This is a genomic window from Rahnella inusitata (assembly GCF_965118895.1).
In the GTDB taxonomy this organism is placed as follows: domain Bacteria; phylum Pseudomonadota; class Gammaproteobacteria; order Enterobacterales; family Enterobacteriaceae; genus Rahnella; species Rahnella inusitata_A.
Map to the genome: position 1 here is coordinate 50,060 of NZ_CBCPJJ010000027.1, position 17,698 is coordinate 67,757.

Below are 17,698 nucleotides of genomic sequence, written 5' to 3' on the forward strand. Positions count from 1 at the left end.
CACTGTGTTCACGACGTCCCTTGGGATTTATTTTTCGTGAACAAAGTACGGTAACGTATAACCGTCGGAACGGCCAACGTAGGTATAAGGTGTTTTCATCGCCCAGGTATACGAGAGGAACAGTAACGGAATGGTGCCTTCGTCCTTCATCGCGATTTCTGTGGCTTGCTGTAACAATTTTTCACGGCTGGCGTCGTCAAGTGTCGAACGCGCCTTTGCCAGCGTTTTATCAAATTCCGGATTTGAGTAGCGCCCGCGATTACCCTGTCCGCCGTTCGGCCCGAAAGTTTCGAGCAATGGCCCCAGCACGCCAGAGGCCTCACCGGTTTCAATCGCCGCGCCGCCCATGATCAGGCTGAAATCACGCTTTGACGCCCGTGAGAAATACACGCTGCCCGGCATGGTGACTACGTCGGTTTTGATCCCCACGCGGCTGAACATCTGGCCCAGCGCCTGAGCGATTTTCGAATCATTCGGATAACGGTCATTCGATGCGTGGAACGTCAGGGTAAATCCGTCCGGATAACCCGCCTGCGCCAGCAGCTGCCTGGCTTTAGCCGGATCGTAAACCGGTGCGGCGATCGACGGCGCATAGCCGAAGTAGCCTTTTGGTACCAGTTGCGAGGCCGGAACGCCCTGCCCGTCCATAATCCGGTCGACGATCGCCTGACGGTTGATCGCCAGCGACATGGCTTCACGCACTTCACGTTTTTTTAGCGGATTACTGCCGTCAGGCCCTTTGGCGAACGGCGAGGCGTCGCGATCCTGATCCGGATGTAAATAGAGAATGCGGTTACCGGCAGCGGATTCCATATGCAGACTGGTCTGTTTCGCCAGGTCGCGACCATCGGCCGTCGGTACGCTTTCAATCACGTCCACGTCACCGGAGCGGATGGCGGCCACACGGGCACTCGGGTTTTTAAAGACGCGCAGCGTCACGTTATCCCACTGCGCTTTGCCGCCCCAGTATTGGTCGTTGCGCGCCAGAACGACATTGTCATCCGGCGTCCAGCTGACAAATTTGAATGGCCCGGTGCCGATGACGTCTTTCCCTTCATTGAGAGTTTGCGACGGCACGTTCTCAAGCCGTGCCGGTAAAATGGCGACGCGGCTCAGGTTATTGAGTAAGAGGGGTGTTGGCGCTTTGGTGACAATTCTCACCGTTAAAGGATTTACTTCGGTGACATCCGCGATGTCATTGACGTACGGCGTGTACGCGCTCGGGCTGTTCTTCGAGGCCAGTGGTACGCGTTTGATGCTGGCGATCACATCTTTTGCCGTGAAATCACTGCCGTCGTGGAATTTTACACCGGGACGCAGGCTGAACTCCCAGGTGGTGTCATTAATGACTTTCCACGACACCGCCAGCGCAGGTGTAATGTGTTGTTTTTCGTCCTGATTAACCAGCCCGTCGAAAATGCTGCGCGCCATGGCGCTGTTGGCACCGCCCACGTAAAACTGTGGATCCATTGACGTGGTTGATGCGGCAAGACCGATTTTCAGATCGGCGGCCTGTGCGAAAGAAGCTTGAAAAACAAACAGTGAGGCCAGTGCCGAGGAGAGCACTCCGGCCAAAACGGACTTTCTCATGCATTTAACCCTTAATTATTTTAGATTTTCAGGCAATGTGTGTCAGATCGTAAACAGGAGTCTAGGGGGTGGACATCTGAATTGAAAATTGTATTTTGTGTTACATCCATAAACAAATGTTATGGATCATGAGGACATATGACGAAAATTAATCCCCGACAGGTAGAAGCTTTTCACAAAGTGATCCTCACCGGTAGCATTACAGCAGCAGCCAATATGATGAACATCACTCAGCCCGCGGTAAGCAGGCTCATCCGTGACTTTGAATATGCCGTCGATCTGAAGCTGTTTGACCGTGACGGACGCGGGCTGATCCCGCGCGACGACGCTATCAAGCTGTACCGCGAAGTGGAACGTTTGTACCTCGGGCTTGAACATATTTCGCGCATTGCGGAAGAGATCCGTCATTCCAAAGGCAGCGTGCTGCGCATAGGCACGGTTGCGGCGTTGTCTGCACTGTGCGTCGAACACATTTTGCCGCCGCTTGTCGAAACCATCGACGATATCTCTCTTTTTCTGGATATCGAAAGTACCACGCACATCACTGATGTGGTCACCAGCAATCAGTACGACGTCGGGTTTATTTTCGGCAAGCCCGATGTGAAGGGATTGCAGGCGGAAATGCTGGCACGGGCGAATGCCGTAGCAGTGATGTCGCCGCGCCATCCGCTGGCGAAAAAGAACGTGGTAACCGCGAGCGATCTCACCCACTACCGCCCTATCATTCCAGGCCGCAAGACGCCGCTGCGGGAGCAACTGGATCAGGTGATGAGCCGTCAGGATCTCTATATGAACAATCCTATCGAAACATCGCTGAATAACTGCTGCGTCATGGCGGGGAACAATCTGGGAGTCGGCGTTGTGGATTTCATTACGGCACGCAGCCACAAAAGCGATCTGGTGATCAAACCTTTCACGCCGGACATCAGCATTGCCTATCTCGCCGTTTTCCCACCGCAGATCCCTAAAAGTCGTCTGGTGGAGCAAATTACGCTGGAAATGAAGATGCTGATTGAAGGGTATTTGTAACTTTACCGCGCCGTAAACCCACCAACGGGTTCAGACCGGCGGTGAAAAATGTGAGAAATCTGTCACAAATCCCTTTTTGTGGCAGAAAAACCGGCACCGTTCGTGCTGTTACATAGACCAAAAACGAATACTTAACTTACTAAACATATATTATTTGCATATGTAATTAATAATTACACTTATAAATCAGAAAGATATATAAATATATCTTCCCCCCGCATTTTCACACTATTTCTTTACCGAATTTCAAACTCTCCGTTACACATTCACAACCACGTTGAGAAGTATTACTATTTGCGCGAAATTGTTCTGTATGGTTCATTTTATGGCTAAAGGTCATCAGGTGTTACCCCTTTTCAGCGCAGCTTTCTTTTACCCATCTTTTCTACTATCTATTTCTATAACACATGTGCAGTGAGATAAATCATGCCAACTACTAAGAGTAAATGGACCTGGCTCCTCTGGCTACTGAGCGCGCTGATGGTCGTCATCGGTCTGACGCTGGGCATCGGCGGCGCGTATCTGGCCACGTTGGGAGGAAGCCTTTACTTCCTGCTGATGGGTCTGGCGCTGATCGTGTCAGCCGTGTTGATCTTCAAAGGCAAGCCTTCGGGGGCATGGCTTTACGCCGTGGCCTTTGTGCTTTCAATTATCTGGGCCGTCTGGGATGCAGGTCTGGCGTTCTGGCCGCTATTCTCCCGCCTGTTCACCTTCGGCGTTCTGGCCTTCCTGACCGCGCTGGCATATCCGCTGCTGAAAACACGCGCGGGACGGGTTGCCCGTAAAGGCCCAAGCTTCTCGCTGGCAGCCGTGCTGGCCGTTGCGCTGATCGCCGCTTTCGGTAACACCTTCGTGCCGACGCCAATCATCAGCGCCGACAACGATCAGGCACCGGTAAAACCGGTCGCGCCGGGTGCACAACAGAAAAACTGGGAAAACTGGGGTAACACCACCGCCGGTGACCGTTTCGCTGCACTGGATCAAATCAATAAAAACAATATCGATAAACTTCAGGTCGCGTGGATTGCGCATACCGGCGATATCCCACAGAGCAACGGATCCGGCGCTGAAGACCAGAACACACCGCTACAGGTAGGCGATAAACTGTTCGTTTGTACCGCGTACAGCAAAGTGCTGGCGCTGTCAGTCGATGACGGTAAAAAACTGTGGTCCTACGATTCCAACTCCACCGCGCCGAACTGGCAGCGTTGCCGTGGTCTGGGCTATTACGAGAATGCCTCCGCCTCTGCTGCGCCAGCCGCACAGCCTGCTGCAGATGCTGCTGCCATGCCTGATGCATCAGCGGTCGCCGCAGAAGCAACGTCCTCCACTCCCCCTGCGGCACCACATTCACCGGCTGCGACCGGGGGTACAGTCAGCGCGACCTGCGAACGTCGTCTGTTTCTGCCAACCATCGATGCGCGCCTGATCGCCATCAACGCTGATACCGGCAAGCCTTGCGCTGATTTCGGTGATAACGGCGTGGTTGACCTGAAAGTCGGCATGGGCGAAGTCAAGCCGGGCTACTACCAGCAGACGTCTACGCCGCTGGTTGCCGGTAACGTCGTCGTGGTCGGCGGTCGTGTGGCGGATAACTTCTCCACTGGCGAACCCCCGGGCGTGGTACGTGCATTCGACGTCCATACCGGCGCACTGGTCTGGGCATGGGATCCGGGCAATCCGAACATCACCAAACTGCCACCGGAAGGTCAGACTTACACCCGTGGTACACCGAACGTCTGGTCAGCCATGTCGTATGATCCAAAACTTGGTCTGATCTACATGCCAACCGGCAACGCAACGCCGGACTTCTTCGGCGGCACACGCACCGAACTGGACGACAAATACAGCTCTTCCATCGTCGCAGTGGAAGTAGCAACGGGTAAAGTCCGCTGGACCTTCCAGACTACGCATCATGACCTTTGGGATTTCGACCTGCCGTCACAGCCGCTGCTGTACGACCTGCCGAACGACAAAGGCGGCAGCACGCCGGTACTGGTGCAGACCTCCAAACAGGGCATGATTTTCATGCTTAACCGCGAAACCGGTGAGCCGGTCGCGAAAGTTGAAAACCGCGAAGTGCCGCAAGGCAATGTACCTGGCGAACGCTACTCCAAAACGCAGCCTTTCTCCGTCGGGATGCCGAACATCGGCAACCAGACCCTGAAAGAATCTGATATGTGGGGCGCTACGCCGATGGATCAGCTGCTGTGCCGCATCGAATTCAAAGGGATGCGTCACGAAGGCGTGTATACGCCTCCGGGTCTCGATCGTTCCCTGCAATTCCCGGGATCGCTCGGTGGTATGAACTGGGGCAGCGTTTCTGTTGATCCGAACAACGCCCTGATGTTCGTCAACGACATGCGTCTGGGTCTGGCGAACTACATGGTTCCGCGTGCCAAAGTGCCAACCGGCGCAAGTGGTATAGAAATGGGAATGGTGCCAATGGACGGTACGCCGTTCGGCGCAGTGCGTGAGCGTTTCCTGTCTCCGCTGGGCATTCCTTGCCAGAAACCCCCGTTCGGTACGATGTCTGCGGTTAACCTGAAAACCGGTAAAATCGTCTGGCAGGTGCCGGTCGGTACGGTAAAAGACACAGGCCCGCTGGGCATCAAAATGCGTATGCCAATGGAAGTGGGTATGCCAACGCTGGGCGCGAGCCTGTCAACGCAATCCGGCCTGCTGTTCTTCGCCGGTACGCAAGATTTCTATCTGCGTGCGTTCGATACCGCTAACGGTAAAGAGATCTGGAAATCTCGTCTGCCGGTCGGCAGCCAGTCTGGCCCGATGAGCTACGTTTCACCGAAAACCGGTAAACAGTACATTATCATCAGCGCCGGCGGTGCACGTCAGTCTCCCGAGCGTGGCGACTATGTGATCGCCTACGCCCTGCCTGACGAGAAGTAAGTTTTTACTTCACATAAGCCATAAAAACCCCGCCCGCTGATGCAAATCGGCGGGCTTTTTTTTGTTCCTCCTCTCACACAGCAGCAGACAACAATGATCAACAAGCGCAAAGCGATTACACTACCGCTATAAACGAGTTACGTTGTCCCGCATTTTTCGCAGGGAACAACCGAAGGAGCGTATTGAACGATGGTTAATGATGTAATAAACGTTGGCAATTCCCTGTCCGTTTTTGATTTCGACGGCACGCTGACAAAACACGACAGCTTCGTCCCCTTCCTGCGCTTTGCCTTTGGTAAACGCGTCTTTGCGCGTCGTATGGTACGTTTAGCCTTGCCCACGCTGAAATGCGTTGGCCGTCGGCTGACCCGCGATGAGCTGAAGGAAGTGCTGATCCATACCTTTATGACCGGCGTTGATGCCAAATGGATTGAAGAGAAAGCTGCTGAGTTTTGCGAACGTTACTGGACCCGCCTGATGCGCCCTTCCGGACTGATCGCAGTGGCCACGCAGGTCAACTCAGGTGCTATCGTAACGATCTGCTCAGCCTCCCCGGCGATGGTGCTCAAACCTTTCGCCGAGCGTTTGGGTATCCGGTTAATCGGCACCAATCTGGAAGTGAAAGATGGCGTCCTGACCGGGCGCATCAGCGGCCACAACTGCCGCTGCGGCCAGAAAGTAGAGCGCCTGGAAGCAGAATACGGCCCGCTTTCCTCTTACCACTTGCGCGCATGGGGCGATACCCGTGGCGACTACGAAATGCTGGCTGCGGCGCAGGAACCCTACTGGCGTCACTTCCACGGTTCGTGGGCAAAGCGAAATCCACCGATCGCACGGATTAAGCAATTGCAGAGTAAGTGAGTTGAGTTAATGAGAAGGCGAAAATGATCGTCTTCTCATTCATTTTTTCCACCGCACCGTCTCCATTACCTTCCCCAATTTTAATTAAATTACCTTCATAATAATGACAATTAAATTCACTGAGTGGCACTTAAATGAAGACTATCCTTTCTTGTTTCACACTTTCAGACTCTTTATAAACCTCTGATATTATCACTCAAAACTATACTTCTTCTGCACTTGTGACCAGCATTCAACTTTATATAAAAACAAAATTAAATTATTGAAACGCCTTTTCAATAAGGCTATTTTCGTGCACACCCACTTTAAGCACCTTTTGTTTGTAATTATTAAAATGGATTTGACATGAAAAAATATCTTATTGTTTTATTCTCTCTGGCAGCCACAAATGCACATGCGGTATATATGGATGTACGTCATGAATATCTTGATGACAGTAAAGCAAACTATGACCGTGTGTATATCTCCAATCGCTTTAGTAACGGCTTCGGTTTTGCTGTTGAAGCAATTTCTAAATCAGGCGGTGATGACACCAACAAAGCGTTCAATGACCTTGAGGTTCAGGGGAATGAGTACACAGTCAATTACCAGTTCAACAGTGGCGCAGTCGCCTGGCAACCCGGTTTCGTGCTGGAGACGGGTAGCGGTTATTCAACCTACAAACCCTATTTACGTTCTATCTGGACAATCAATCAGGCATGGTGGGTGGGCGCCCGTTACCGGTTTGAATACACCCGCCGATCTTCCGACTCGCGCGATGATGACACGGTAAATCGTATGGATGTCTGGGCAGGATATAAATGGAATAGCTTCGACTGGACCGTTGAGGGGATCTATAAAAAAGCCGATAAGTATGACCTCTACAACAACAGTAAATATAACTACGAATATAATTTCAGAACCGCTTATCTCATCGGCCCCTGGTCACCCTTTGTAGAAGTTGGGAATGTTTCAGTGCGAAGCACCACCGATGAACGCCAGACGCGTTTTCGTGTAGGGTTGGGTTATACGTTTTAATTTCACGCAAAATATCCATTACCCATTTCATTATGAAATACATCTAATGCGCGTAACTAAAATGTTAGTTGTTTTAAAATAACAAGAAATGTCAATGTATCGCCAACACTCCAGAGCGTTACTCATTAATTAATATAAAAATCAGAGTAGATATAGATAAAAAAAGCCCCGCGGCGTAACCAGCGGGGCTGTCAGACTTACACGTGATTTAGATGTTCACGCCATGCTGAGAGGCCAGTGCGGACAGGCCGCCTGCGAAGCCCTGACCGACGGCTTTGAATTTCCATTCTGTGTTGTTGCGATACAACTCGCCAAACACCATGGCCGTCTCAGTGGACGCATCTTCAGACAGGTCGAAACGGGCGATTTCGGTGCCGTTCTCGTTGTTGAATACACGCATGAAGCTGTTGCTGACCATACCGAAGTTTTGCTTACGAGCTTCTGCATCGTAAATCGTTACGGCGAAGACCAGTTTTTTGACTTCAGCAGGGATTTTGGACAGATCGATTTTGACCTGCTCATCATCACCATCGCCTGCGCCGGTACGGTTGTCACCCATGTGAGTCACGGAACCGCAGGTGCTGGTTTTATTGTTGAAGAAGATGAAGCTCGCGTCAGAAATGACTTTACCGTCATCACCGACCATGAACACTGAAGCGTCGAGGTCAAACTCTGCGCCATCTGTTACGCGTGCATCCCAGCCGAGACCGACCATGGCCACATTCATGGTTGGGGCTTCTTTAGTTAAGGATACGTTGCCGCCTTTAATCAGAGAAACTGCCATTTAAAACTCCTGTAATACGTGATGTTCATTACAGCAGGCAGCGAAATGCCGCCTGCCGGGTTGCCAAAAATTTGCTCAATTACGAAGCGTTGATGCCGTACTGTGCGCACACAGAACTCAGGCCGCCCGCATAACCCTGACCCACCGCGCGGAATTTCCACTCGGTGTTATGACGATACAGCTCACCAAACAGCATCGCCGTTTCGGTGGAGGCATCTTCTGTCAGATCGTAACGCGCCACTTCCTGGTGGTTGTCGTCATTCACCAAACGGATGAATGCGCCAGAAACCTGGCCGAAACTTTGACGTCGCACGGTCGCATCATGGATGGTGACCACGAAGACGATTTTATCGACTTCAGCTGGGATCTGATCCAGTTTGATTTTCAGTGCTTCATCATCGCCATCGCCTTCACCGGTGCGGTTGTCGCCGGTGTGCAGGACTGAACCGTCGGTAGATTTCAGGTTGTTGTAGAAGATGAAGTCTGCGTCACCGCGCACTTTGCCTGCGCTGGTCAGCAGGAATGCAGAAGCATCAAGGTCGAAATCCTGGCCGTCAGTTGAGCGGGCATCCCAACCCAAACCGATCAGCACATTTTTCATTGTTGGTGCTTCTTTGCTTAAAGAAACATTACCGCCTTTAGAGAGTGAAACGCCCATAATAATAGCCTCTATAGTTAACGTTAATTTTCAAGGGGGAAGGCAAGGGCTTAGCCCTGTTTGCCTTCCTCTGTATCAGGTTTTCCAGGGAACAATATGCTGACAATGATCCCCACTGCCAGCACGCCCAGAACAACAAACAGACTTGCGTTAGCAGAAATATTGTAACCGTGATGCCACAGATGGTCAGTTGCGTTAAGACCCAGTTTCACACCGATGAAGAACAGCAGCACGATAACCGCTTTCTCAAGGTGCGCCAGGTACTGTTTCAGCGCTTCCAGTACGAAGTACATCGTACGCAGACCAAGGATGGCGAACATCATGGCGCTGTAAACGATCAGCGGTTCACGGCTTACGGCGATAACCGCAGGAACGGAGTCAAATGCGAACATGACGTCGGACAACTCCACCACGGCCAGACACAGCATCAGCGGTGTGGCGTACAGCGCGGCTTTCCCTACGCGGCCGACTTTAATGTCTTTGTTCTCAGGTTTTGCCAGTTCTGCGTCGACTTCTTTCTGGCTTAACAGGAAGGCGTGTCCTTTCAGTTTTGGCCAGATTGGGAAGAAGCGTTTCACCATACGGTATGCGATGTGCTGAGAATAATCTTCGATCTCGTCATCATCCCCGCCGCTTTTGAGCATCATCACTGCCGTCCACAATACGACGACTGCAAAGACAATCTCGACCCACGGCCCCAGCGTTAACAGGCTCGCACCGATGGCAACGAAGATACCACGGAAGACAATCGCCCCGATCACGCCCCAGTAAAGCACGCGGTGGCGCAGGTTATCCGGTACGGCAAACCACGAGAAGATAGCCATCATGACAAACAGGTTATCAACCGACAGGACTTTCTCCAGCGCATAACCGGTGATGAACAGGCTGGCCACTTCAGAGCCATGATGAATGTAGAGGAAACCGGCAAATGCCATCGCCACGACGATCCAGAAGACCGTCCAGAGCGCAGCACTTTTCAGCGAAATCGGCTTGTCATGACGATGCATGAACAGGTCGATGAAGATCGCACCGAGCGCCAGAACAACAAATACCGTGACGGTTTCAGCCGGGAAACCGATATGCGTGGATACCATAAATAGCCCTTAAGCCAGAGTGTTAAAATTAAAGACCGAATTCGGCCGGGGTGAAACCTAATGCCAGAGCAATTTCGCGGACTGCGGTTTGCTCGTCCTGATCGAAGTCACCGTCGCTTTTCGCTACGGCGATACCGACGCGAACCGCCAGCTGTGCAGCTTCTGGCTGGCTTTTCAGCGCCAGTATGTATTTCATGGTTTCGCCTTTACCGATTTCGTAATCGAAGCTGAAGCTGGTGACCAGTTCGTTGAAGAACGCGATCACTTCTTTGGTTTCGAACACTTTCAGTTCAGGAGAGGCCTGAAGGAAGCCGATCATTTTTTGCTTTTCTTCAGAGCTCACGCCATTGCTGGAGACGGCGATGCGTGCGCACACGGCCACCGTACCCTGCATGAATTTTTTGTTTTTGAAACGGCCAACCTGTTTGGTGAGCTCGTCACGACCACTGTTGAATGCGCCTTTCACTTTGTCGAAGAAACTCATTTTTTCTGCCCTCGGATTATTAAAATTATGTTGAGTATCACTACTATTTGGAACCAGCTGACCAGCGAAAGCCCCAGCCGAGCGCGTTATCCATATCTTTATGGCCGCTGTAAAACTGGTTCAGACGCTCAACTTTGATCGTCCCGTTTTCGTTCACCAGGCGGGCGATCGCACACATATTGTGGCGGTTCGATCCCTCGGTTAAGCGCGTTTCAATCGGCGGTTGTTCAGGAATGTGCATCGTGACCACGCCGTCGGTTTTATCCCAGCTCGCCACACCTTCGTAGATGAAAGCGTAAATCAGGACTTCGCGGATTTTCTTCCACTCGCGACCATTAATATGCAACCACTCGCCGTCGCGAACCTGACCTGTACGATCATCGCCCTGCAACTGAACAAACGGCTCAGCGTTCAGGCGGCCAAAAGTGTTACCGAGTGCCTGGATCACGCCTTTAGTGCCATCCTGCAATTCAACAAATGCGCCTAAATCCAGGTCAATGCCTTTCGATTTGTTGAACATGCCGCCGAACATCCCCCCGCCGGAACCGGTGTTACTTTCCTGATTCCAGTTGAGGTTAATTTTAATTTCACCAAAGTTGTCCCGCTTCGCCAGACTGATGGTCGGTTTTTCTTTGGTCAGCGATACTTTGCTCAGGCTAATTTTAGCAGGCTCAGGCGTTGGGGCCGGAGCAGGTGCCGGAGCGGGCGCATCTGAAATATCCACACCAAAATGCTCGGCCAGCGGTTTCAGGCCGCCGTTGAATCCCTGCGCAATAAAGCGGAATTTCCACTCTGCATTGCGGCGGTAGATTTCACCCAGAATCAGTGCAGCTTCCTGACGTCCGTTAACATCGACATCGCCGGTCAGCAGCACGCTGCCGTTCTGCTCAACCTGAATCGTCAGACGTTTCAGGCCGGAAAGCGTCATGTTGCCGTCGCAGGTGGCTGTGAAAGCCAGCTTTTCGACGTCAGGACGCAGGCGATTAATGTCCACAGTAAACGCAGTATCGGTGCCCGCGCCGGTGAGTTTTACAGATGCATCGTCATTGACGGGTTGGCCGTAAAACACCATGTCAGGATCGCCCTTCACTTTGCCCGAGGCATAAAGTCTGAAGGAAGAAGCATCGACCGGGACGCCAGAAAGCACGCGCACCGTCAGAACCTGTGAAGGAATGGAGGCATTGCCTCCCGGCGTCATAGTCATTAGCGCACCACCGTAGCCACGATATCGGAATGCATGTCGTCAATAGTGCGGCCGGTTGAGGCCTTACCGTGTGCAGTGAAATCCCATTCGCCGTTGTTGCGCGCAAGCGAGGCAATAATAATGCCAGTGTGCGAGCCCTGCTCCGTCAGCTGATAACGGGCGAGTTCTTTACGGGATTGATCCACCACGCGGCAAAATGCGTTGTCGACTTCGTTGAAGGTCTGACCGCGAAAACTGTTCACGGTGAACGCCAGATATTCTACCTGTGCTGGCAGGCGGGTCAGATCAACGGTGATCACTTCATCGTCGCCATCGCCTTCACCGGTCAGGTTGTCGCCCATATGGACAACGGAGCCGCAGCTTGATTTCAGTTTACGGAACCAGATGGTATCGATGGTCTGACCTGCGCGGTCTAACAACACGCATCCTGCGTCTAAATCAATTGAATCGTTACCGCCGCCCCCTAAAAGACCACCCAGGAATCCCTTTTTCTTTTTCAAAGGATCCCAACCCAACCCGAACTGAAGTTGATTTAACGAAGACGTTTGTTTGCTGAGTGAAACAGTTTGGTTCTTGCTTAATGAAACCATTAGATATTCCTTCAGAGATAGGTTAAATCATTATTTTTTTGCATCAGAATTCCATGTACTTAAAAATCATATCATGACGAAGTAGTTGCACAACCCACAATTTACCCCTAATTTGCTTAACAAAAGATAATGCATTGAAATTAAATATTTATTTTTTGATAATTTACGTTTTTTGACGATTCACCAGCAACAACGCCTGACTAAAAATCACAATTTTACAACATAGTCATATTAATCATGTTATGATTGACATGTTGAAAATCCCTACATAGACTCTCAGAGAGTTCTTCTTCCCCTCTTCATTTCTGGAATATATACGCCGATGAGTCACGTAATTTGGTTAATGGAAGGTCTGTCGTCACAGCGCGACATTATTTTGGGCATCAAAGACTTTTTTAAATTCGAAAATAAAGATGTCACCGTCATTGCCTCACATCGTTTTCACAGAAATGAAATTCTTTCTCTGGCAGATATCGCGCTCATTGAACCCGCAGAGGATGAAGACCGCCTGGCGTTTATTACGTCAACCGTCGCACAGTACGGTGTTAACGCCATCCACACCGGCCGCAACTGTCAGTGGTTTGAAACGCACCGTGCAGAAATTGTCGCTTCTGGCGTCACCCTCACCACTGGCGCGGTCAGCAACGCCATGTTTGAACTGGCCGACGATAAAGTGGATTTCGCCAGCACGATGCAGCAACACGGCCTGCCGGTTGTGCCGTCCATCCGCATTGAATCAGCTGAAGAATTACGGGCACAGCTTGCCAATAACACCAGCTCCGAATCCCTGTCCGGTACCACTATGCTGTGCGTGAAACCCGTTGTGGGTATTTATGGCATGGGATTCTGGCGATTTGATGACAACGTCAGCCACATGGCGGCTTTCACCCATCCGGACAGCCGCAAAGTGCGTCCGGAGATGTATCTGCATGCGGTAGAACAGATGGAAACGTTTGAACCGCTGGTGTTAATGCCTTATCTGCCCGGTCCGGAATACTCTGTCGATATGGTGGTCGAGCGCGGAAAAGTCATCGCGGCCGTAGCCCGTCGTAAAGAAGGGGCACTGCAATATCTCGAACAGTCTGGCCCGGCATATGAACTGGGCAAAATGTGTGCCGAAGTGATGCAGGCCGACGGTCTGGTGAATGTGCAAACCCGCAATAACGATCACGGCGAGCCGGTCTTGCTGGAAATTAACATGCGCCCAAGCGGCGGCATCGGTTATACCCGCCACAGCGGCGTCAATCTTCCCGGCCTTTTTGCCGCCCGTAAGCTCGGTCTGATGTCAGAAGCTCAGGCCATGATCGCGGCAAACGGGCATTTCTCACAGGCCGTTGTAAGGTCAATGACAGATGTGATCCCTTACAACACCACGCTCGACAACCTGTCTTCAGGACAAGGAAACACATGATTATCCCAAACGCTGTTTATCGCCGTGAGCTTTCCGGCGGTACGCTGACCGTGACCCCGACCGGCGGACAGCATTCGCTGGACGCTTTGTTTGATATCGCCGAGCGCCGCAATCCTAAGCGCGCGTTTTTATTCGTCAGCAAAGTGCTCGGGCGGCATATTCCGATCGCCCCCTCCGTGATGCGCTCTGCCTATCGTCAGCTCGCCCTGCAAATTCCAGCGGATTTACCCGAGCCGGTGTTGTTTGTCGGCCTGGCGGAAACGGCGGTGGGACTGGGTGCAGGCGTCTATGATGAAGCCTTGAGCCATTATAAAAACTCTGTCTATCTGACTTCAACGCGCCATCCGGTGGCGGGCGATCTGCTGTGCGAATTTAAAGAAAATCATAGCCACGCGACGGATCACCTGCTTTATCACCCGGCAGATCCGGTCCTTCGCGCCCTGGTGCAGGATGCAAAAAGTCTGGTACTGATCGACGACGAAGCCACCACCGGTAATACTTTCATTAATCTGCTGAAAGCCTTGCGCGCTGACGCCGGGCTTTCGCAGCTTGAACGCGTGGTGACCGTCACGCTGACCGACTGGAGCGGCAACGCCATTGAGGCCAATTGCCCTCTGCCGGTCACGCCGGTTTCTCTGGTGCAAGGCGACTGGCACTGGGAAAAGAGACCGGATGCGCCGGTTCCGGTCATGCCCGCCGTTAACGTCACCGCCACCGGCAGCGTCGCCATCACCGGCAAACAGAGCTGGGGCCGCCTGGGGATGGCGATTCCTGCGCGCGATCTGGGTAAAGCGATCACCGCTGCTGCTGGCGATAAAGTGCTGGTGCTCGGTTCGGGTGAATTCGTCTGGGAACCGCTGCTGCTGGCGGAGCGCCTTGAAAAGTCGGGGGCTGACGTGAAATTCAGCTGCACGACCCGCTCACCGATTTCTACCGGTTATGCCATCCAATCTGCTATTGCTTTTACGGACAACTACGGGCTCGGCATTCCAAACTTTGTCTATAACGTGGCGCATCAGCGTTTCGACCGCATTCTGTTGTGTGTGGAAACGCCTGCGGACAGTGTGGATCCTGCCCTGCTCGATGCCCTGAAAAAAGTGGCAAATACCGTTGAGGTAGTGGTTTATGAAGGTGAGTCTGTATGAATAAGCCGGTGGTTTTTTCCGATCTGGACGATACGCTGTTTCAGACGCGCCGTAAGATGGTCGATGAACTGGCGCTTGAGCCGTTCCGTCCAGGCGCGCTGGATCGTTCAATGTCCGCGCGCAGCTTCATGACCGAAGAACAATCCATGCTGGTGGACTGGCTGCTTGAACATGCTGATTTTATCCCGGTCACCGCACGCGGCACGGAAGAAATTGGCCGGGTGACCATTCCGTTCAGCTCATGGGCAATTGCCACCCACGGCGCAGTGATCCTCACCCCGCAGGGTGAACCGGATGAAGAGTGGAAAGCGCATATGCTGGACAGTCTGGCGGCCTACCGCGAGCGCCTGATCTCTATGCAACAGGGCATCACCGAACTGATGGAAGAGCGCAAGATCAGCGGCTGGGCGCGCATTAATTACGAATACGGCGACACGCCGGTGTATCTGGTGATGAAGCACACTGACAGCACGCGCCTCGAAGAACTCTACGCCATCGGCGACGAGATCGAAGCCACGTTCCCGACGGAAGGTTTTTACATTCACCGCAACAGCAACAACATTGCGTGGCTGCCGACGCCGGTCGAAAAAGGCCTGGCGACGCAGTTCCTGCTGAAAAAATTGCGGGAAGAACGCGGTGTGTTCCCGGTCATCGGGCTGGGTGACAGTCTGAGCGACCATCGGTTTATGAAACTCTGTAACTGGTTTGGCATGCCACAACAGAGCCAGTTCGCTGAGAAGATCAGCCAGCGCATCTTCGGGGAGAAATAATATGCAGCTTTTTACTCCTTTTTCCGGCTCATATCTGCCGGAAGACGTGCATTTTTTGTTAACGCCGGTGGAAATCGAAATGACGCCGGTTGATCAGAAAGAACGGCTGATTCAGTCCGGTGAAAAACATTATTCCGAGATGCTGAGTCAGGAACCGGAGCCAACTGCGTGGCATCTGGACTTATTTTCCCGCGCACTGGATCAGGGCGCGGTTCGCCTGGCGAAAGAAGTGGTGATGCTGGCCAAAGCGCTGGTCGCCCGCTTTGGCGATACGCCGGTGGTGCTGGTCAGTCTGGTGCGTGCCGGTGTGCCGCTGGGTGTCATGTTGCAACAAACCCTGCGGGCAATGGGCAAACAGTCTCACCATTACGGCGTAAGCATAATCCGTGACCGTGGCATCGACGAAACAGCGATGGACTGGATTGAAACGCAACACGGCACCGAAGGCATCGTATTTGTTGATGGCTGGACCGGCAAAGGTGCGATCACTGGCGAACTGCGCCGCTCGCTCGCCTCCCGCAGCGGTTATCCGCAGGATCCGCGACTGGTGGTATTGGCCGATCCGTGCGGCGTTTCCTGGCTTTCCGCCAGCGACGACGACTGGCTGATCCCGTTTGGCATCATGGGCGCACCGGTTTCCGGGCTAATTTCACGCTCGATCTGGTCATCTACTGGGCTGCATGGCTGCGTGAAGTGCGATCATCTGAGCCAGTTCGAATGCAGCCGCCTGCTGGTCGATACCGTGGCAGATTGTCGCAATTCACTGGATCTCGACGCTATCCCTGCCAGCCAGTGGCTACCCCAAGATTACGTGCATCTGAAAACCCAGAGCGAACAGGTGATTTCGTCCCTCGCCGCAGAATACGACATTTCAAGCATCAACCGGATCAAACCGGGTATTGCCGAGGCCACGCGCGCCGTGCTGCGCCGCGTGCCGGAACACGTTCTGGTGCGATCCGTGAACGATCCGGACGTTGCGCTGCTGGTCTATCTGGCACGTGAAAAAAACATCACCATCACTGAAGTCGGTGACCGCATCGGCCAGTACCGCGCCGTCACCATTATCAAAAAGGTTCACTGATGACAAAGAGACTATCTCCCTACCGGCTGGGCGCCACGCTTTACATGCCCGCCACCCGTAACGATATTGCGGGCAGCATTCTGAATAATGAAATCGACGGATTACGTTCTATCGTGATCTGTCTGGAAGATGCGGTCAGTGACGCAGACGTGCCTGCGGCGTTGCAAAATCTTCGTCAGGTTCTGGTCGCGCTGAAATCCGCGAAAGACGCAGGTCTGGGCGCTGACTGGCCGCTGGTATTTATCCGTCCGCGGGACCCTGAGATGGGTAAGTTTCTCACCGCCACGGCAGATCTCACCCCTGCTGACGGGCTGGTATTACCAAAGTTCACGCTGGAATCGCTGCCGGTCTGGTGGGACATCATGAAAGCCACGCACCTGTGCATGATGCCGACGCTGGAAACCGAAGATGTGTTTGACGTGATGCAAATGCGCAAGCTCGCGACAGCGCTGCTGGAGCATCCGTGTCATTCCCGTATTATCGCGCTGCGCATCGGCGGTAATGATCTGATGAACGTGATTTCTTTGCGCCGTCCACGCAACCTCACGCTCTATGACAGCCCGATGGGTTATGTGATCAAAATGCTGGTCGCAGTGTTTGGCTCGCGTGATTTCGCCCTGACCTCTCCGGTGTGTGAGCACATTGACGATCACGATGTAATGGAAAAAGAGCTGGCGCTGGATATGGCGCACGGGCTGGTGGGCAAAACGGCTATTCATCCGAATCAGATCGCCAAAATCGAACGTGCGCTGATGGTCACGTCTGCCGATCACGCCGATGCGCTGCGCATTTTGAACTCCAGTCAGGCGGTCTTTAAATCTCAGGGCGCGATGTGTGAACCTGCAACCCATCGTCGCTGGGCAGCCCGCGTGCTCGAACAGGCGCAAATTTACGGCATTGCGCAGGAGGAAACACAGGATGGCGTGCGGTTTTTCACGGCCAACCATCTGAATTAAGACGTTTCACACACATTCATTTACATGATGTTGAACATAGACCTGATAGGATTTTCAGCCCTGCAGGCGCCATGGAAAGGTAATCAGAGGGATGCTAATGATAAATAAGCATATTTT

Annotated in this window: 16 protein-coding genes; 9 read left to right on the plus strand and 7 right to left on the minus strand. The window is 52.7% G+C overall.

The genetic code is table 11. The features are described 5' to 3' along the window. Positions 1-27: 27 nt before the first annotated feature. A complete protein-coding gene (locus ACMHLI_RS21775; protein WP_413531283.1) occupies positions 28-1,590 on the minus strand; it encodes an ABC transporter substrate-binding protein in 1,563 nt (520 codons plus the stop codon). A 138-nt stretch (positions 1,591-1,728) separates the two neighbouring features. Between ACMHLI_RS21775 and ACMHLI_RS21780 the strand changes: the two genes are divergently transcribed. From ACMHLI_RS21780 to ACMHLI_RS21795, 4 genes are all read left to right on the plus strand, one after another. Beyond that, entirely contained in the window at positions 1,729-2,619 is an 891-nt protein-coding gene (locus ACMHLI_RS21780) for a LysR family transcriptional regulator (RefSeq protein WP_413531284.1), read from the plus strand. A gap of 426 nt (positions 2,620-3,045) precedes the next feature. Beyond that, on the plus strand, positions 3,046-5,526 hold the full coding sequence (locus ACMHLI_RS21785) for a membrane-bound PQQ-dependent dehydrogenase, glucose/quinate/shikimate family (RefSeq protein ID WP_413531285.1): 2,481 nt from the start codon (positions 3,046-3,048) through the stop codon (positions 5,524-5,526). Between the two features lie 189 nt (positions 5,527-5,715). Beyond that, positions 5,716-6,387, plus strand: a complete 672-nt coding sequence (locus ACMHLI_RS21790; protein WP_112163970.1) for an HAD family hydrolase — start codon at positions 5,716-5,718, stop codon at positions 6,385-6,387. 345 nt (positions 6,388-6,732) lie between these two features. Beyond that, complete coding sequence (locus ACMHLI_RS21795) at positions 6,733-7,404, plus strand: oligogalacturonate-specific porin KdgM family protein (protein WP_413531286.1); 672 nt, start codon at positions 6,733-6,735, stop codon at positions 7,402-7,404. A 208-nt stretch (positions 7,405-7,612) separates the two neighbouring features. Here the strand turns inward: ACMHLI_RS21795 and ACMHLI_RS21800 are convergent, their stop codons facing one another. The 6 genes from ACMHLI_RS21800 to ACMHLI_RS21825 form a co-directional block, all read right to left on the minus strand. Next, complete coding sequence (locus tag ACMHLI_RS21800; RefSeq protein ID WP_413531287.1) at positions 7,613-8,188, minus strand: TerD family protein; 576 nt, start codon at positions 8,186-8,188, stop codon at positions 7,613-7,615. Between the two features lie 79 nt (positions 8,189-8,267). After that, complete coding sequence (locus tag ACMHLI_RS21805) at positions 8,268-8,846, minus strand: TerD family protein (protein ID WP_112163966.1); 579 nt, start codon at positions 8,844-8,846, stop codon at positions 8,268-8,270. A gap of 50 nt (positions 8,847-8,896) precedes the next feature. Continuing rightward, complete coding sequence (locus ACMHLI_RS21810) at positions 8,897-9,940, minus strand: TerC/Alx family metal homeostasis membrane protein (protein ID WP_413531288.1); 1,044 nt, start codon at positions 9,938-9,940, stop codon at positions 8,897-8,899. A 28-nt stretch (positions 9,941-9,968) separates the two neighbouring features. Beyond that, complete coding sequence (locus ACMHLI_RS21815; RefSeq protein ID WP_056779881.1) at positions 9,969-10,424, minus strand: tellurite resistance TerB family protein; 456 nt, start codon at positions 10,422-10,424, stop codon at positions 9,969-9,971. A 43-nt stretch (positions 10,425-10,467) separates the two neighbouring features. Then, positions 10,468-11,628 carry a TerD family protein gene (locus ACMHLI_RS21820; RefSeq protein ID WP_413531289.1) on the minus strand — a complete coding sequence of 387 codons (1,161 nt, stop codon included), beginning with the start codon at positions 11,626-11,628 and terminating at the stop codon, positions 10,468-10,470. Next, positions 11,628-12,218, minus strand: a complete 591-nt coding sequence (locus ACMHLI_RS21825) for a TerD family protein (RefSeq protein WP_413531290.1) — start codon at positions 12,216-12,218, stop codon at positions 11,628-11,630. Before ACMHLI_RS21825 ends, ACMHLI_RS21820 begins: the two co-directional genes overlap by 1 nt. Before the next feature lie 322 nt (positions 12,219-12,540). Here ACMHLI_RS21825 and ACMHLI_RS21830 point away from each other — a divergent pair, with 322 nt between their 5' ends. The 5 genes from ACMHLI_RS21830 to ACMHLI_RS21850 are packed head-to-tail and all read left to right on the plus strand — an operon-like array spanning position 12,541 to position 17,581. Next, positions 12,541-13,629: an ATP-grasp domain-containing protein gene (locus ACMHLI_RS21830; protein WP_413531291.1), complete on the plus strand. Its 1,089-nt coding sequence runs from the start codon at positions 12,541-12,543 to the stop codon at positions 13,627-13,629. After that, positions 13,626-14,774 carry a phosphoribosyltransferase domain-containing protein gene (locus ACMHLI_RS21835; protein WP_413531292.1) on the plus strand — a complete coding sequence of 383 codons (1,149 nt, stop codon included), beginning with the start codon at positions 13,626-13,628 and terminating at the stop codon, positions 14,772-14,774. Before ACMHLI_RS21830 ends, ACMHLI_RS21835 begins: the two co-directional genes overlap by 4 nt. Then, the gene (locus ACMHLI_RS21840) at positions 14,771-15,544 is read left to right on the plus strand and encodes a hypothetical protein (RefSeq protein ID WP_413531293.1); all 774 of its coding nucleotides are present in this window, start codon (positions 14,771-14,773) and stop codon (positions 15,542-15,544) included. Before ACMHLI_RS21835 ends, ACMHLI_RS21840 begins: the two co-directional genes overlap by 4 nt. 1 nt (position 15,545) lies before the next feature. Beyond that, the gene (locus ACMHLI_RS21845; protein ID WP_413531294.1) at positions 15,546-16,625 is read left to right on the plus strand and encodes a cysteine protease StiP family protein; all 1,080 of its coding nucleotides are present in this window, start codon (positions 15,546-15,548) and stop codon (positions 16,623-16,625) included. Beyond that, entirely contained in the window at positions 16,625-17,581 is a 957-nt protein-coding gene (locus tag ACMHLI_RS21850) for an HpcH/HpaI aldolase/citrate lyase family protein (protein ID WP_413531295.1), read from the plus strand. Before ACMHLI_RS21845 ends, ACMHLI_RS21850 begins: the two co-directional genes overlap by 1 nt. Positions 17,582-17,698 lie beyond the last annotated feature (117 nt).

Coding starts and splice junctions, on each gene's coding strand:
- ACMHLI_RS21775 (WP_413531283.1), bottom strand. CDS start 1,590: ATGAGAAAGTCCGTTTTGGCCGGAGTGCTCTCCTCGGCACTGGCCTCA.
- ACMHLI_RS21780 (WP_413531284.1), top strand. CDS start 1,729: ATGACGAAAATTAATCCCCGACAGGTAGAAGCTTTTCACAAAGTGATC.
- ACMHLI_RS21785 (WP_413531285.1), top strand. CDS start 3,046: ATGCCAACTACTAAGAGTAAATGGACCTGGCTCCTCTGGCTACTGAGC.
- ACMHLI_RS21790 (WP_112163970.1), top strand. CDS start 5,716: ATGGTTAATGATGTAATAAACGTTGGCAATTCCCTGTCCGTTTTTGAT.
- ACMHLI_RS21795 (WP_413531286.1), top strand. CDS start 6,733: ATGAAAAAATATCTTATTGTTTTATTCTCTCTGGCAGCCACAAATGCA.
- ACMHLI_RS21800 (WP_413531287.1), bottom strand. CDS start 8,188: ATGGCAGTTTCTCTGATTAAAGGCGGCAACGTATCCTTAACTAAAGAA.
- ACMHLI_RS21805 (WP_112163966.1), bottom strand. CDS start 8,846: ATGGGCGTTTCACTCTCTAAAGGCGGTAATGTTTCTTTAAGCAAAGAA.
- ACMHLI_RS21810 (WP_413531288.1), bottom strand. CDS start 9,940: ATGGTATCCACGCATATCGGTTTCCCGGCTGAAACCGTCACGGTATTT.
- ACMHLI_RS21815 (WP_056779881.1), bottom strand. CDS start 10,424: ATGAGTTTCTTCGACAAAGTGAAAGGCGCATTCAACAGTGGTCGTGAC.
- ACMHLI_RS21820 (WP_413531289.1), bottom strand. CDS start 11,628: ATGACTATGACGCCGGGAGGCAATGCCTCCATTCCTTCACAGGTTCTG.
- ACMHLI_RS21825 (WP_413531290.1), bottom strand. CDS start 12,218: ATGGTTTCATTAAGCAAGAACCAAACTGTTTCACTCAGCAAACAAACG.
- ACMHLI_RS21830 (WP_413531291.1), top strand. CDS start 12,541: ATGAGTCACGTAATTTGGTTAATGGAAGGTCTGTCGTCACAGCGCGAC.
- ACMHLI_RS21835 (WP_413531292.1), top strand. CDS start 13,626: ATGATTATCCCAAACGCTGTTTATCGCCGTGAGCTTTCCGGCGGTACG.
- ACMHLI_RS21840 (WP_413531293.1), top strand. CDS start 14,771: ATGAATAAGCCGGTGGTTTTTTCCGATCTGGACGATACGCTGTTTCAG.
- ACMHLI_RS21845 (WP_413531294.1), top strand. CDS start 15,546: ATGCAGCTTTTTACTCCTTTTTCCGGCTCATATCTGCCGGAAGACGTG.
- ACMHLI_RS21850 (WP_413531295.1), top strand. CDS start 16,625: ATGACAAAGAGACTATCTCCCTACCGGCTGGGCGCCACGCTTTACATG.